Origin of the sequence: Marivirga sp. (assembly GCF_035704835.1) — a bacterium.
GTDB lineage: Bacteria > Bacteroidota > Bacteroidia > Cytophagales > Cyclobacteriaceae > Marivirga.
Window position 1 is genome coordinate 1 of sequence record NZ_DASSWQ010000023.1, and the last position, 15,789, is coordinate 15,789.

A 15,789-nucleotide genomic window follows, 5' to 3' on the forward strand; every position below is an offset into this window, starting at 1 on the left:
TTGGGTTTTACGAAACTTACTTACGGCTGACTAATGCAACACAGCCATCATTATTTTAACAAACCGCCCTGTACCGAACGGTACGCAGGGTGGTGTGAGAGGACGGATAGGGAAATAATCCCTATCTTCCTACTCGATTGTGCTTTAAATCGAGCGTTTTTGGTTTTTTTCTTCATATGGTTTGTCAAGTTGCACCAACCCACCATGCCTCTGGTTTCACCAAAATCGTATCTTCTTTATCAACATGCACCATTCCAGGAGGTAGGCCTTTTGGTTTTCTTACAAATTTCTTAGGCGTTACAATCACAGGACTTAAACTATCTGATTTTCTTTTGGAGTAAAATGCGGCTGCTTGTGCTGCTTTTTCTACTACATCCTGTGGAAATGGTTTACTACTTTGTTGCTTCAAAACAACATGTGATCCGGTTACATCTTTCGCATGCAGCCATAAATCATTTTTCTTGGCATATTTTAAAGTCAGTTCATCATTTTCTCTGGCCCCTTTACCAACTAAAATGGTGAATCCACTATATTCAAATTTTTTGTAGGGTACCTTTAATTCAACTTGTGAGCGTTCCTTAACAGGGTTTTGTTTGATTAATTTTTTAATTGATTTAATATCTTCAGCATCAGCAATTTCAGTCAATTTTTCCTCTGCTTCCTTTAATTCCTGCTCTTTTTGCTTGATAGAAGCTTCCAGTTGTTCTAATTCAATTTTCTGATTCTTAGATTTTCGGTACAGGTTTTCTGCATTTTTTTGTGGACTTAAATGAGATTTTAGTGCGATTTTGATATTCTCATTGGTGTAAAAATTGAATAGTTCTACTTCCTTAGCATGAGATGGGATTTGATGCATATTAGCCATCAATATATCAGCCAATTGATTATAACCTGGTTTTTCTAGTACTTCTTCAAGCTTTTGATTTGATTTTTTGATATAATTGATAGCCTGATTGCGCTGCTTTTCTAATTGTTTGGAAAGACGTTTTTTCTCCTTGCGGATAAAATTTTCTTTGGAATAGGTATAATAAAATTGGGTGATGCCTTCCAGACAGCTCTTTTCTTCTTTTAGGATTTCGCCAATTTTTATTAAAGAAAAATGAATCTCATCATTCCATACAATAGTGTAAAACTGAGTTGGATTTTTAATATCCGATTCTAAAAGTGAGATGATTTCCCACTGCTCTTCGAGTGTTTTTTTTTCTAGCTGTATGCTACTAAGATATTCTTTAATTAACTTTCCAAATGTTGGAAAAAGTTTTTGGTAATTCCCATCGAAGTTTAAGAAGGCTTCTCTGCTCTGGTCTATAGGACGATGTAATTCCTTTAAATCCAGTTCCATATCCTGTGGAAAGCTGTTTCTAAATAATTTAATTGCCTTATTAGCTTTGAATCCTACTACATTCGAGCGATTTCCATGCATTTTGAATAATAAGGAATAATCTTCTTCAAAATGAATGGCAAAACATCTTTCATTTATAAATTGCTCTATGCTTTGTACTTTTTTACCTGTAAAATCAGTAAATAAATCTATACTATTGCTTTTGGTTCTAGCAAATTGGTTTGGGAAACTTAGACAAGAAAACTCAGGTAGTAGAGAAGCTTTTAAATAAAATTCTTCTTCAGCTGGTCCAAAAGTTAAAATTAATTCATCCTTACTTTGACTGAAGCAAGCCGATAAGGTAGTATTCGAGATTTTTGCCTCCAATTCTGCCGATAATTGCTGAAATACATAATAGTTATTATGCATCTTAAAGTTCTATTTGAAGTCCATCATGGGATAATTCCATACCCTCAGGTAATTCTTCTTCAATGATTCTATGCAAACCCATCCTGTGGCCCATATGGATGAAATATGCTTGAGGGATTTCTAATTCTCTCACCATTTCAATGGCTTGTTCCAAGTTGAAATGGGATAGATGGGATTTTTTTTGTAGTGCACTTAAAACCAGAACTTTGCTTCCTCTGATTTTATGTTTTTCCTCATCAGGAATGTGATTAACATCAGTGATGTACGTAAAATCTTTTATTCGAAAACCAAATACGGGAAGTTTATAATGCATCACATTGATTGGCTGAATATCTATTCCCTCTACTTGGAATGGCTTATTTTCAATTTCATGTAGTTTGACTTTAGGAATGCCAGGATATTTATTGACAGCAAAAATGTAGGCAAATTCTCGTTGGATTTGTTCTAAGACTTGTTTTCGGCCATAAACCGGCATATCCATATTTTGCTTGAAATTGTATGAGCGAACATCATCCAAGCCAGCGGTGTGGTCTTTGTGTTCGTGTGTGTAGATAACAGCATCCAGATGGTTTATTCTTGCTCTCAGCATTTGTTCCCTGAAGTCAGGACCAGTATCGAAAACCAGACTTTTACCATCTACTTCAATATGAATGCTTGTTCTTTTCCTTTTGTCCCGGTAATCAACAGATTGACATACTTCACAATCGCATGCGATTACTGGAACTCCCTGCGATGTTCCTGTTCCTAGAAATGTTACCTTCAAAGCGCGAGTTCAGTTTGTTGTAGTTCTAAATAGAAATTTTTGTTTTTGTCGCTTAGTGTTTTGCTGTCTAAATCTATATTTTTAAGAATATCGACCAAGCAATTGATTTTTCCTTCTGTGTCAAAGAATTTGTTGATTATCACAATTCTTTGCTCTTTCAAAAGACAATAACCTGATTTGAAATTTCCTTTTTCATAACGAAGAATGTAATCAGATTCTGCGAAGACATCTTCTAATTTATTAAGGAATGATTTTGTGTATTTTATTTGCATACTCAAGCGTTTTTAAATTAACTACACAAACTTTCTAATTGTTACTTATTTTAATTGATGCTTTTTAAAATTAGCATGCAACCGAATTCAATTCGTAAGTTTCTTCACAGTTTCCACTAACTGGTCAAAATTTAATGGTTTTTGAAGGTACTCAGTAATTCCCACTGCTTTAAAGTCTTCAATACTGTAGTTTTTTGCATTTCCCGTGATGGCAACAATAGGAATTGCAGATTTCTCTTTATCATCTAAAGCTCTAACAGCTTTCGTACATTCCATGCCATCCATTTTTGGCATATTGATATCCATTAAAATGATGTCAAATGATTCAGTTTCTAGAGCTTTTAATACTTGCTCTCCATTTTTTGCCGAATGGATGCTGTAATTTTGCATCATTAAAATTTTCTTGGTAAGATTTTGAATTACTGAACTATCTTCAGCAATTAGTACTTTTTTTGTTTCTGCCATCTTAATTTAATATTGACTGATAATTATTTGTAAATTTATTAAATTTATCTAATAAATGATTTAGATCATTTATTAGGTTGTCGGTTTTATGAGTTTTTAAATTAACCTCAATTTTCTTTGCTTGCTCTTCTATAGAACGGATTCCTAAAGTACCAGCATTCCCTTTTAACGTATGCAAATTACTTAAGATTTTTTCTCTGTCAGTAGTCTTTTCAGCATTTATACTATCTAATATCAAACTTTTTGCTTCAATTTCAAATTCTTCAAAGAATGATTTTATGGTGAGCTGGTCTGCATATTTACTGAGCTGCTTTAAAGTGGATTTATCAATTAAATCTAAATCATCTTTCAGATTGTCTGTATTGACTTTTTCCTCTTCCTTTTCAATATCTTTTGATTTAAAATGAGGTAAATTTCGCTGAATAATTTCTATTAAAAGATTTGATACGATTGGTTTGGCCAAATAATCATCCATTCCCAAATCTAGAAATCGTTGACGATCTTCTTTCATAGAATAAGCAGTCATGGCAATAATCGGTGGTACTTTTTTGCTTAGTTTTTTAATTTCTTGAGTAGCTGTAACGCCATCCATCACGGGCATCTGGATATCCATGAAGATAAGATCGTAGTCTGTTTCCTTTACTTTTTCTATTGCTGCTGCTCCGCTAAATGCCAAGTCTGTCTTGAATCCAGACTTCATTAATATTTGACTGGCTACTTGACGGTTTATCGTGTTATCATCCACTATTAAAATGTAAGGGGCATTTTCGCTTTCAAATTCAAGCTTTGTACTTTTTTGAGTGATTTGTTTTTTTCTTTCATATTCCTCAATTTCAGCTACGCTAACACCTTCACCCATCATGGTAAACCAAAAAACACTGCCTTCATCGGGCTTCGAACTCACCCCAATTTGACCACCCATTAAACTGCTTAACTCCTTAGAAATAGCTAGTCCTAAACCAGTGCCACTGAAAGCTTTAGTGCTGGAATTATCTACTTGAGTGAATATTTTAAATAGTTTCTGCTGATCATTATCCGAAATCCCAATGCCAGTATCTTCAATAGCAATTCTATACAGATTATGTTTAATTTCTTTGGAGAAATGTAAAATCACCTTTCCATCTTTTTCAGTAAATTTTAAGGCGTTTGAGGTTAGATTGGAAACGATTTGAATAATTCGCGTTTCATCTATTTTTAGATATTTAGGAATTTCATTATCTATTTTAAAACTTAAATTAATTGATTTTTGACGCGCTTGCTGAGTGAAAAGATTTAATACCTTTTCGAATATTGTTTTAACCTCTGTAACGTGGGGTTGAATTTCCATTTTCCCCGCTTCTATCTTGCTTAAATCTAATATATCATTTAAGATGGTTAATAAAGTCTCAGAAGATTTTTTAATAGTTTGCACAAAATTCATTTGCTCAGGATTGAGCTGTGTCTGTGATAATAAATCTACCATTCCGATTACCCCGTTCATTGGAGTCCGAATTTCATGACTCATATTAGCCAGAAACTGCTCTTTTACCTTCAATGAATTTTCCGCTACATTTTTAGCATGTAACAAATCTCTATTAGCCTGCTTCAATTTTGTAATATCTCTCGCAACCCCTTCAATGGTGACTTCTCTACTGTTTTTGTCACGAACCAGACGTACGTTGCAAATGCAATTCACCAATCTTCCCTCCCTCGTAATGAGTGTGGCATCGAAGTTTTGAACTCTTCTTTTTGAAACTAATTTCTTTAATAAATCCTTCGTTTTTTTTGTGTAGAGGTAATAATTTGTAATATTATTTCCCGTTACTTCACCTTGTTCGTAGCCAATATTTTCCTTTACAGAAGGACTGATAAGAATTATTTCTCCATTAAATGTGCAGTTGAAATAGATATCCTGAAAAGATTCAAATATATTTCTGAACCTGAGTTCACTTTTCTGTATGTTTAGTGCATTGATTTTCTTTTCAGTGATATCATGCGCAATCCCAGATAACCCTGTTATTTCGCCACTCTCGGTATAGATTGGATTAAGAAATATCTCTTTCCAAACAATTACATTATCCTGAGGGCTTTTGAAATCAATTTCAAAATTAAGTGTTTCTCCATTCAAGCATTGTTGGATTTTTTCTCTCCAATAATTATAACCAAGTTCAGGAACAGTAGATGAAATGGAATCCCCTCTTAAATCGATGTTTACCCTAGGCTTAAAATTGAAAAATTTTAGAAATTCATATTCAAAATTTTCATTAAAGGAGGTGAGTTCATATTCCTTATTGATTGACCAAATAATGTGTTTACTGCTGTTAAATATAGATTGTAGGCGCGCAGCTTGTATGCTGCTTTTTTCTTCTATAAACTTTCTTTCTACCGACAGCAAAACTTGATTAGAAATAAAATTCAATAATTTTAAGTCTTTATTTTGAAAGGCGTTTCCATCTGTATAACTCTGAACACCAATTACGCCTGGAGTACCTTTTTCTGTTTGAAAAGGAACTCCTAAAAACACTTTCGGAATTGTTCCATATTGGTGAATTTTCCCCTGCAATATCAAATCCATTATATCGGATTCCTTAAGAATAACTGGTTTTTTATGATGATAGATGTATTCGCATAGACCTCTTTTGTATTCAAAAGTTACTGATTTTGGAGAATCTAGAATAAATTCATCATGTATGTAAGGGAAAAACAACTCTTGTTTTTCAAATCGAAATTGAGCAATAAAAAAGTTTTTTGCTTCCATTGCCTCTTTTAGCTTTTCATGAATTCCTCTGAATAAGCTTTCTAAATCTCTACTCTTTAAAGTAAGATTGGTAATTTCATAAAAAAGGTTTTGTGCTTTTTGTGCATGTATTTGATTGGTGATATCCTGAAAATTAGCAACAATATTCTTTTTGTTATGGCTTTTTAAAATGATGCCAGTTACATGAATTTTATCATTATTCTTAGAGCTTAATCGAACTTCAAGTAGTTCTTGAGATTGGTATTTGACCACTTTATCACAGATGTTTTGGAATTTATGCCAGTCATCGGGGATTATAATATCTCTTAAATAAATTTGCTTTAGATCCTGATTTGAATAGCCAAGAGTGTTGCGCCAATTTTTATTTGTTTTTACAATTTGGCCATCTTCAGTAAATTCCATGCTTAAATCAAAACCCTCTTCCGGGAAGATGCTGCTGTCCAGGTACCTAGAATTTTTAAGCAAATATTTATTTCGGTAGAGTGCTAAGCGCAATTTCTCTACCTCTTTTATTAGTTCTTCCTTATCGTACTTTTGTAACTCCAAATTATTTAAATTTGCTGCTCAATTTAAGGTATTAAGATCGAATTTTATATCAAACTTGACTAAAAAATCAAAAACCATAGTGATTCTTGCAGGTCCAACTGCGGTCGGCAAAACAGCTTTATCTATTGAATTGGCCAAGAAATTTCAATCAGAAATAATTTCAGCGGATTCAAGGCAATTTTTTAAAGAAATGGAAATAGGTACGGCCAAACCGACAATACAAGAAATGGATGGAATTCCGCATCATTTCGTCAATTCTCATAGCATTCATGAAGAGTATAATGTTGGACAGTTTGAAAAAGATACGCTTAACTTATTAGATGTTTTATTTCAAAAGCATGATATTGTTTTTGTAGTGGGTGGTTCAGGACTTTATGTAAAAGCTTTATGTGAGGGGATAGATGAAATGCCAGCCATTCCTGCTGAAATAAGACAAAAGCTTAATGTAGAATTTGAGCAGCATGGAATTAAATATTTGCAAAAACAAGTATTCGAATCTGATCCTGAATATTTTGATATTGTAGACCAGCAGAATCCTCAGAGATTAATACGAGCTTTGGAGCTTTACCGAGCTACTGGGAAAAATATGAGTTTTTACAGATCCCAAAATAATCAGGTTGAAAGGTCATTTCATATCATAAAAATTGGTTTGGAACGTCCTAGAGAGGAATTGTATGATCGCATTAATTTAAGAATGGATCAGATGATTGCAGAAGGTTTGTTTGAGGAAGCTAAGAAACTTTATCCTTTCAAGAATTTAAATGCTTTACAAACAGTGGGCTATTCCGAAATATTTGGCTTTTTAGATGGTAAATATGATAGGGAAGAGGCTGTTCGATTATTGAAAAGAAACAGTAGAAGATACGCCAAAAGACAAATGACCTGGTTCAAAAGAGATTCGGAATTTGAATGGTTTCAGGCAGATGATAAAACTAAAATAATTTCTTTCTTGAATAAAAAGCTTAGTTAAATTGACAAGTTACTAGCTTGTTGACAAGTTTACAGGTTGGCGAGTTGTCAAGTTAGTTCAGACCCTGAAATTGTGCTCAACAATCTATTTCTTTATTTCCATCTTCACATTGTCCGACCTACTGTATTAACTTAGCTTGGAGAACAAAACCCATTCAACACCCTTCATCCATCACCCTTATGCCTTCTCCTTCGGATTCTCCCTCCTAAAATGCCCCCAAGCAATCTTTATTTCATCATAAGTAAACTCATCTCCCAATTTGGCTTTTACATCAGCACTGCCTTTTACTTCTTCTAGCGCCATCACTTGACAGATTTGGTCTAGTTTAGTAGCATCCATTAATTCAGAGGCTTCAATTTCACCGCTTTCAATGTATTTGGAAAGATGCCCGAGAATTGTGCCCGATACAAATTCTCTTTTGGTGGCTATTTCCTCTATGCTTAGACCTTCTTTATACAAATTGAAAGTTATTTCTGCAGTAGGAGTTTTGTCATTACTGGCTTTCTCTTTCTTCTTTCCGTCTTTTTTAGCTTGTTCAAAAGTAGAAGTGCCGTGCAGATCTTTCTTAGTTAGAATGCGATTTTCTGCAGCTGCACTTACTAGCATTGCAGTTTTACTGATTTGTAAAAGCTGGGATTTTAACATCTCGGTAATGTTTTCAAGTTCTTTCAGGTAAGTTTTCACTTTGCTTTGATTGGATGTATCAATCAAATGTGCTTTGAAAGAATCGAATATGTCTTTCACTTTTGGCTTAAAGTAATCCTCAGCGCTATTGACTCTTTCAGCTAATTCTGGTAAAAACTCCTCTTTGGCTTCATAATGGGCTAAAGAACTTTGAAATTTTAGCCCCACTTTATTGATTTCTTCTAATTGCTCTTTTTTTTCTCTTGTCCAATCGACATATTGCTGTTTCAGTGAGCGGTTTTCTCCTTTATTGAAACTACTTAAATGAATGTTCAACTCTTTCATTAAGCTTTGGAAATCAAAAGTTTCTCTAATCGTATTGAAGATAAATCCTTTTCTATCGGATTCAAGCTTTTGGTTTAGGATTTCAGGAGCTTTTTTATTATCCTCAAATTGTCTGAGACTTTTGTCCAGTTCAAATGATATATTGCTGATAGGCTTCGAAAGAATCAATCCTTCTAAGCCAGTAAGTCTGGAAAGTGCCACATACATTTGCCCTGGAGCAAAGCTGTCTGATAAATCCAATATGGCTTTTTCAAAGGTTAAGCCTTGTGATTTATGAACTGTTATTGCCCAAGCCAACTTTAAAGGGAATTGTTTGAAAGTCCCCAGCCATTTTTCTTGAAGCTCATTGGTCGATTTATCCAAGCTGTATCGCTGGTTCATCCATTCATATCGCTCCACAGTAACTTCATCTTTTGGGTCTTTGAGTTTTACTTTTATGGTGTCTTCATTCATCTCCGATATTTCTCCGATTTTCCCATTGAAATAGCGAGCTTCTCCACTGCTGTCATTTTTGATAAACATAACCTGAGCACCAATTTTGAAATTCAATTTCTCAGGCAAAGGGAACATGTTTTCAGGAAAATCGCCTTCAATTTCTGCTTTATAGCTCCTTTCTTCAGTATTGAGTAACTTCAATGATTTTTCATTGAGTAAATCTGCTTTACGATTATGCGTTGTGATGTGGATGTAACCATCTTTTTTAGATTCTTCCACACCTTCCTCGTAATGTTTATTCAGTTTTTCAATGTCAGTTTCAGAAAGATGATTATCCCGTAGTCGATTAAGAATGGAAGTAAATTCTGGGTCAGACTGGCGAAATATTTTATCGAGTTCGATATAAACCATTTCGGTTTTCTGTAGAGCCAATGCCTCGAAGAAGTAGCCAGTTTTATAGAATTTGTTTAAATATTGCCACTCATGCTGACGGATTACAGGAGGTAGCTGATTCAAATCTCCTATAAACATGATTTGCAATCCACCAAAAGGCTGAGGTTTTTTTCGAACCATGCGCAAAATTAAATCCATGCAGTCCAGAATATCTGCCCGAAGCATACTGACTTCATCAATAATGAGTAGTTCCAGATTCCGGATAATCTGGCGTTTATTGCCATACATTTTAAACTGCTGAAGAAATGTTTTTGGAGTGTTGATTTGCTCGCTGGTTTTGGAAAAATCAACTGCATTATCTTCTGGAATGAAAGTGCCAAAAGGGAGTTGAAGTAAAGAGTGTAAAGTAACTCCTTTGGCATTTATAGCTGCAATTCCAGTTGGGGCTGCAACGGCTACATTTTTATAAGTATTATTAATGATATAGCGTAAAAGCGTGGTTTTTCCACTTCCTGCCTTACCTGTTAGAAATATCAATCGGTTGGTGGTGTTTACATAACGTATGGCAATTTTGGCGACTTCGGTTAGCTTGTGTTCTGGCATAATTGGGGTTATTTAGGTTTTAGTTTAGCTGTAAATGTATGAAAAATGCGTTTTTTAGAAAAATGGGAGAGGTGAAAATTTTTGGAAACTAGGTTTTCTTTATACGATACTCTTGACTTTTTTAAAGTCTAAATCAAGTATTTCAATGGATAATAGCTTGTTAAAGTACAAATCTAGATTTAGAACGTCATCCCTGTGAAGGTAGGGATCTAGTTTATTGAAACGAAGTTTCAATACTCTTATCCAAAAGCGAGCAATTTCGAATAATCCAAGTGATCAGATTTATGTTTCTTTCTTAATATTTTAACCAAAGGTTAAAATCAATAGATCCCTGCCTTCGCAGGGATGACGCCCGGAATGGAGATTGTTTAGATATGATAGTATAATTCATAGCATTATCACCACTGTATTTTGAAAATCCCTGCGACCATGTCTCAAGCCTATTGCAAAACAAAACACCATAATATCATATAAACAACCACAAAACCACAACCCAAATCCTAACTTCATAAAATATAATTTTTACAATATCCCATCCTAACGAATGTTTGGCAATGACTTTAATCTTTAGCTTTATTGTTGTAATTTCGTAATCGAATCTAAACGAATAAAAAATATGTCTGCACATCAAACTGTAGCTCCTTATAAACCTAAAAATAACGTTCGCATAGTAACCGCTGCTTCCCTTTTCGATGGGCATGATGCTGCAATTAACGTAATGCGAAGAATCATTCAATCCACTGGCTGTGAAGTGATTCACCTTGGGCACGATCGATCTGTTGAAGAAGTGGTAAACACTGCTATTCAAGAAGATGCTCAAGCCATTGCCATGACTTCCTATCAAGGTGGTCATACTGAATATTTTAAATACATGCACGACCTTTTGAAAGAAAAAGGGTCAGGTCACATCAAGATTTTTGGTGGTGGCGGTGGTGTAATCTTACCAGATGAAATCAAAGAATTACATGATTATGGCATCTCTCGAATTTACTCTCCAGATGATGGAAGAGAAATGGGATTGCAAGGGATGATCAATGATTTAGTTAAGCAAAGTGATTATCCTACTGGTCAGAATTTGAACGGTGAAGTAGGTCGAATCGACAAGCGAGATGTAAAAGCGATTGCTCGATTAATCTCAGCAGCAGAGAATTTCCCGGAAGAAAGTAATGTTGAATTAGATAAAATCAGGGAGAAAGCTAAGGATCTAAAAGTTCCAGTTTTAGGAATTACAGGAACAGGTGGCTCAGGAAAATCATCTTTAGTGGATGAATTAGTTCGTAGATTCTTACTTGACTTTAAAGATAAAAACATAGGCATTATCTCTGTAGATCCATCTAAAAGAAAAACTGGTGGAGCACTTTTAGGAGATAGAATCAGAATGAATGCCATTAATCATGAGCGTGTTTATATGCGTTCATTGGCAACTCGTCAAAGCAATTTATCGATTTCGAAATATGTTAAAGATGCTGTTTCTATCCTGAAAGCAGCAAAATTTGATTTAATCATATTGGAAACCTCAGGTATTGGCCAGTCTGATACTCAGATTTTAGATTATTCTGATGCTTCACTTTATGTGATGACACCTGAATATGGTGCAGCAACTCAGCTGGAGAAAATCGATATGTTAGATTTTGCTGACATTATTGCCCTGAATAAATTTGATAAGCGTGGGGCTTTAGATGCTTTACGTGATGTGAAAAAGCAGTATCAACGAAACCACGGATTGTGGGAATCCAAAGTAGATGATATGCCAGTTTATGGTACCATCGCTTCTCAATTCAATGATCCAGGAACTAACGGATTATACAAAACTTTAATGGATAAAGTAGTAGAAAAATCAGGAGCTGATTTGAAATCTACTTTTGAAATTACTCATGAAATGTCCGAGAAAGTTTTCATTATCCCACCAAATAGAACCCGATATTTATCTGAGATTTCAGAGAACAACAGAGGTTATGATGAATGGGTGGATCAGCAAGCAGAAGTAGCGGATAAATTGTACGGCTACAGAAAATCCATTGAGACTTTACAAAATTCCGAGTTAGAAGATAAAGATAGACTAATAAAAGGGCTTGAAGAAGCTTACGCTAAAGAAGAGCTGAATTTCGATCCTAAGAATAAATTATTGATAGAAGAATGGGGCGATAAAGTTCAGAAATATAAAGACCCTATCTATTCATTTAAAGTAAGGGATAAAGAAATTAAGATAAAGACACATACCGAATCTTTATCTCACAGTCAAATTCCAAAAGTTTCATTACCAAAATACAGAAACTGGGGAGATTTATTAAGATGGAACTTAGAAGAGAATGTTCCGGGCGAATTTCCATATACAGCTGGGATTTATCCTTTCAAAAGAGAAGGAGAGGATCCTACTCGTATGTTTGCCGGAGAAGGCGGACCAGAGAGAACGAATAAGCGTTTCCATTATGTAAGTATGGATATGCCAGCTAAGCGTTTGTCTACTGCATTCGATTCTGTAACACTGTATGGAAATGACCCAGATGTTAGACCAGATATTTACGGTAAAATTGGTAATTCAGGAGTAAGTATTTGTTGTTTGGATGATGCCAAGAAATTATATTCTGGCTTCGATCTAGCGGATGCTATGACTTCCGTTTCCATGACTATCAATGGCCCAGCGCCAATGCTTTTAGGGTTTTTCATGAACGCGGCTGTAGACCAGCAATGTGAAAAATACATTAAGGAAAACGGCTTAGAAGCTGAAGTAAATAAGAAAATAGATAAAATTTTCAAGGAAAAAGGTTCGTCAAGACCACAATATAGAGGCGATTTACCAGCAGGTCATGATGGCTTAGGTTTGATGTTGTTGGGTGTAACTGGAGATCAGGTATTGCCTAAAGATGTCTATGAAAAAATCAAGTTTGAGACCATGGCGGTTGTTCGTGGTACTGTTCAAGCTGATATTCTAAAAGAAGATCAGGCTCAGAATACTTGTATTTTCTCTACTGAATTTGCGTTGCGATTGATGGGTGATGTGCAAGAATATTTCATTACAAATCAAGTGCGAAACTTCTATTCCGTTTCAATCTCAGGATATCATATTGCAGAAGCTGGTGCCAATCCGATTACGCAATTGGCATTTACTTTAGCGAATGGCTTCACTTATGTGGAATATTACTTAAGCAGAGGAATGGATATCAATAAATTCGGACCGAATTTGTCTTTCTTCTTCTCTAATGGAGTGGATCCTGAATATGCGGTGATTGGTAGAGTTGCCAGAAGAATTTGGGCAAAAGCTTTAAAGCAGAAATATGGAGCCAATTCCAGAGCGCAGATGTTGAAATACCACATCCAGACTTCTGGACGATCATTGCACGCCCAAGAGATTGATTTTAATGATATCAGAACTACGCTTCAAGCCTTGTATGCGATTTATGATAACTGTAACTCATTGCATACCAATGCTTATGATGAGGCTATCACGACTCCAACAGAAAATTCAGTACGAAGGGCCATGGCAATTCAGTTGATTATCAATAAAGAATTGGGCTTGACTAAAAATGAAAATCCAATCCAAGGTTCTTTCATCATTGAAGAATTAACTGATTTAGTGGAAGAAGCGGTCTTGACTGAATTTGATAGAATTACAGAACGTGGTGGTGTATTAGGCGCTATGGAAACCATGTATCAGCGTGGAAAAATACAGGAAGAAAGCTTGTATTACGAAACCTTGAAGCATACAGGCGAATTCCCAATCATAGGGGTGAATACTTTCTTGAATTCTCAAGGTTCGCCTACTGTAACCCCTGGTGAAGTAATTAGAGCAACCAAAGAAGAGAAAGAATACCAAATCGAAACGCTTAATTTATTAAACGATAGATTTGAGAAAGAGGCAAAAGAAAGCTTAGACAAATTGCAAAAGGCAGCCATCAAAAATGAAAATCTTTTTGCTGAATTGATGGAAGCTACTAAGTTCTGTTCTTTGGGTCAGATAACCCATGCGATGTTTGAGGTCGGAGGTCAATACAGACGTAATATGTAAGAGAAAACCTAGATAATAGATGCTAGAATCTAGACATAAGATAGAAAGCACGGTGGGAATCGTGCTTTTTTTAGTTAATTTCAAAAGTATGTCTTACTGAAGTATTGCCATTCTTAAAATTTCGAAAGGAAATCACTCCATGAAATAATATTCGTTCTTTTGATTTTGCCCAAAATCAATAAATCATTATCTCCTGTTATGAGGTAATCTGCTTTGCTATCAATTGATAAATTTAATAGAAAATCATCCTTTTCATCTCTGCAGATATTCATATTTGATTTCACTTTTATCAATTGACCATGATTTTGGATTTGGTTTAACAGAGCATCAATATCATTCTTTTTAAAATATTTTTTGAATTTTGGTCTGCTTGTAACTTCCAAAAATTCTTCGATAAGTTCATTTGAAAAGATTAGTGTAATGGCACCAGAATCAATTAGTGAATCTAATTCATTAAGCTTATTGGAGATTAAGAAACTTATCCAAAGATTGGTATCTATGATAACTCTTTTACTTTTCATATCGAGCTTTACGAACAGCCTCTACTTCTTTAGTAATTTCTTCTAAAGAGGGAGCGTTTTCGGCTTGGCTTCTAAACTTTTTAAGTATATCTGAAAAGTCGTTTGGTTCTGATTTATCCTTTCGGATTCTTATTAGCTCTAAATTGGCTAAATCTTTTAAGAGCGCCTTAGCTTTTGGGTTCAGTATATCTATTTTTATAGTTTCCATTATTTACCGCTTTTTCAAATATACGAATTATTTGAATCTTAGATTTTTAGATGCTTCAAAAATAACTAATGCTTTAAATCTTATAAATAAACAGCTCTAATCTCCATTTTTTACCCTTACCTTTACCCCTGAAACCCTTAAATTTAAAAATGCCCACTCCACAAAAGTCTAGCCTGCACCCCAATAATCCATTTAATAAACGCTATGATCTGGAAAGTTTAGCCAAAACGCTACCTGAACTAGAAGCTTTTATTTTTACCAATCAATATGATAGTCAAACCATTGATTTTGCTGACCCGAAAGCTGTTAAAGCATTAAATAAGGCCTTATTGCTCCATCATTATAAGTTAAAATATTGGGATATTCCTGAAGGGTATTTGTGTCCGCCTATTCCAGGAAGGGCAGATTATTTATTTCATATAGATGAATTTCTAAGTAAAAAGAGACAAGGAGTAAAGGTAAAAGGCGACTTAATTAGATGTTTGGATATTGGTACAGGGGCTAGCTGCATTTATCCCATTTTAGGAAATCAGGAATTCGGTTGGAATTTTGTGGCTTCAGAAACGGACCCTAAAGCTTTTGCTTCGGCAGAAAAAATCATTGCTGAAAATCCTGCCTTGAAGGATAAAATCGAAATTAGAAAGCAGTACAAGTCCACCGATATATTCAAAGGCATCATCAAAAAGCATGAATACTATGATGTTAGTATATGTAATCCTCCTTTTCACAGTTCAGCTGAAGAAGCCGAAAAAGGCACGGTGAGGAAATTAAAAAATCTCAAGAAATTTAGAAAAGGGGAGAAGCCGACCTTAAATTTTGGTGGCAAGAGTAACGAGCTCTGGACTGAAGGAGGAGAATTGAAATTCATTACCAATATGGCGGTTCAAAGTAAATATCATTCTCATTCAGTGCGTTGGTTTACCACTTTGGTTTCCAAATCTTCAAATCTGAAACGCATCTATGAAGCCATCAAACAAGCAGGGGCCAAGGAAATTGAAACTATTGAAATGAACCATGGCAATAAGACTAGCCGCATTGTCGCTTGGACGTTTTTAGCTTCCGCAGAATCTAGAGTCTAGAATCAAGAGTCAAGATTTTAGAAATAAGACAATAGACCAAGCTCATGTCCAAGGTCTATAATCTTAAATCTA

Annotated in this window: 11 protein-coding genes; 3 read left to right on the forward strand and 8 right to left on the reverse strand. The window is 34.9% G+C overall.

Annotated features, from left to right (window positions below; genetic code table 11):
- Positions 1–184: 184 nt before the first annotated feature.
- The 5 genes from VFM92_RS03630 to VFM92_RS03650 all read right to left on the reverse strand — a co-directional run bounded on the left by VFM92_RS03630 (position 185) and on the right by VFM92_RS03650 (position 6,533).
- Positions 185–1,750, reverse strand: coding sequence for an NFACT RNA binding domain-containing protein (locus tag VFM92_RS03630; protein WP_325120833.1), 1,566 nt, complete (start codon positions 1,748–1,750; stop codon positions 185–187).
- A 1-nt stretch (position 1,751) separates the two neighbouring features.
- The gene (locus tag VFM92_RS03635; RefSeq protein WP_325120834.1) at positions 1,752–2,513 is read right to left on the reverse strand and encodes an MBL fold metallo-hydrolase; all 762 of its coding nucleotides are present in this window, start codon (positions 2,511–2,513) and stop codon (positions 1,752–1,754) included.
- On the reverse strand, positions 2,510–2,785 hold the full coding sequence (locus tag VFM92_RS03640; protein WP_325120835.1) for a hypothetical protein: 276 nt from the start codon (positions 2,783–2,785) through the stop codon (positions 2,510–2,512). Before VFM92_RS03640 ends, VFM92_RS03635 begins: the two co-directional genes overlap by 4 nt.
- Positions 2,786–2,872: 87 nt before the next feature.
- Positions 2,873–3,250 (reverse strand): response regulator, encoded by a 378-nt coding sequence (locus VFM92_RS03645; RefSeq protein ID WP_325120836.1) that lies wholly within the window; start codon positions 3,248–3,250, stop codon positions 2,873–2,875.
- 1 nt (position 3,251) lies between these two features.
- Positions 3,252–6,533 (reverse strand): PAS domain S-box protein, encoded by a 3,282-nt coding sequence (locus VFM92_RS03650; protein WP_325120837.1) that lies wholly within the window; start codon positions 6,531–6,533, stop codon positions 3,252–3,254.
- Positions 6,534–6,588: 55 nt separating this feature from the next.
- Here VFM92_RS03650 and miaA point away from each other — a divergent pair, with 55 nt between their 5' ends.
- Positions 6,589–7,503 (forward strand): tRNA (adenosine(37)-N6)-dimethylallyltransferase MiaA, encoded by a 915-nt coding sequence (miaA, locus tag VFM92_RS03655; protein ID WP_325120838.1) that lies wholly within the window; start codon positions 6,589–6,591, stop codon positions 7,501–7,503.
- A 177-nt stretch (positions 7,504–7,680) separates the two neighbouring features.
- Here the strand turns inward: miaA and VFM92_RS03660 are convergent, their stop codons facing one another.
- Positions 7,681–9,903: a helix-turn-helix domain-containing protein gene (locus tag VFM92_RS03660; RefSeq protein ID WP_325120839.1), complete on the reverse strand. Its 2,223-nt coding sequence runs from the start codon at positions 9,901–9,903 to the stop codon at positions 7,681–7,683.
- Positions 9,904–10,519: 616 nt separating this feature from the next.
- Between VFM92_RS03660 and VFM92_RS03665 the strand changes: the two genes are divergently transcribed.
- Entirely contained in the window at positions 10,520–13,909 is a 3,390-nt protein-coding gene (locus VFM92_RS03665; RefSeq protein WP_325120840.1) for a methylmalonyl-CoA mutase family protein, read from the forward strand.
- 113 nt (positions 13,910–14,022) lie between these two features.
- On the opposite strand, the gene VFM92_RS03670 is transcribed toward VFM92_RS03665, so the two are convergent.
- Both VFM92_RS03670 and VFM92_RS03675 read right to left on the reverse strand, forming a co-directional pair.
- Complete coding sequence (locus VFM92_RS03670) at positions 14,023–14,430, reverse strand: putative toxin-antitoxin system toxin component, PIN family (protein ID WP_325120841.1); 408 nt, start codon at positions 14,428–14,430, stop codon at positions 14,023–14,025.
- On the reverse strand, positions 14,420–14,638 hold the full coding sequence (locus VFM92_RS03675; protein ID WP_325120842.1) for a hypothetical protein: 219 nt from the start codon (positions 14,636–14,638) through the stop codon (positions 14,420–14,422). Before VFM92_RS03675 ends, VFM92_RS03670 begins: the two co-directional genes overlap by 11 nt.
- A 149-nt stretch (positions 14,639–14,787) precedes the next feature.
- Here VFM92_RS03675 and rlmF point away from each other — a divergent pair, with 149 nt between their 5' ends.
- Positions 14,788–15,717 (forward strand): 23S rRNA (adenine(1618)-N(6))-methyltransferase RlmF, encoded by a 930-nt coding sequence (rlmF, locus tag VFM92_RS03680; protein WP_325120843.1) that lies wholly within the window; start codon positions 14,788–14,790, stop codon positions 15,715–15,717.
- Positions 15,718–15,789: the final 72 nt, after the last annotated feature.

What these genes read in the sequence shown, in the direction of transcription:
- VFM92_RS03665 (WP_325120840.1), top strand. Translation starts at nt 10,520, where the DNA reads ATGTCTGCACATCAAACTGTAGCTCCTTATAAACCTAAAAATAACGTT.
- VFM92_RS03645 (WP_325120836.1), bottom strand. Translation starts at nt 3,250, where the DNA reads ATGGCAGAAACAAAAAAAGTACTAATTGCTGAAGATAGTTCAGTAATT.
- VFM92_RS03640 (WP_325120835.1), bottom strand. Translation starts at nt 2,785, where the DNA reads ATGCAAATAAAATACACAAAATCATTCCTTAATAAATTAGAAGATGTC.
- VFM92_RS03660 (WP_325120839.1), bottom strand. Translation starts at nt 9,903, where the DNA reads ATGCCAGAACACAAGCTAACCGAAGTCGCCAAAATTGCCATACGTTAT.
- VFM92_RS03670 (WP_325120841.1), bottom strand. Translation starts at nt 14,430, where the DNA reads ATGAAAAGTAAAAGAGTTATCATAGATACCAATCTTTGGATAAGTTTC.
- VFM92_RS03630 (WP_325120833.1), bottom strand. Translation starts at nt 1,750, where the DNA reads ATGCATAATAACTATTATGTATTTCAGCAATTATCGGCAGAATTGGAG.
- VFM92_RS03675 (WP_325120842.1), bottom strand. Translation starts at nt 14,638, where the DNA reads ATGGAAACTATAAAAATAGATATACTGAACCCAAAAGCTAAGGCGCTC.
- rlmF (WP_325120843.1), top strand. Translation starts at nt 14,788, where the DNA reads ATGCCCACTCCACAAAAGTCTAGCCTGCACCCCAATAATCCATTTAAT.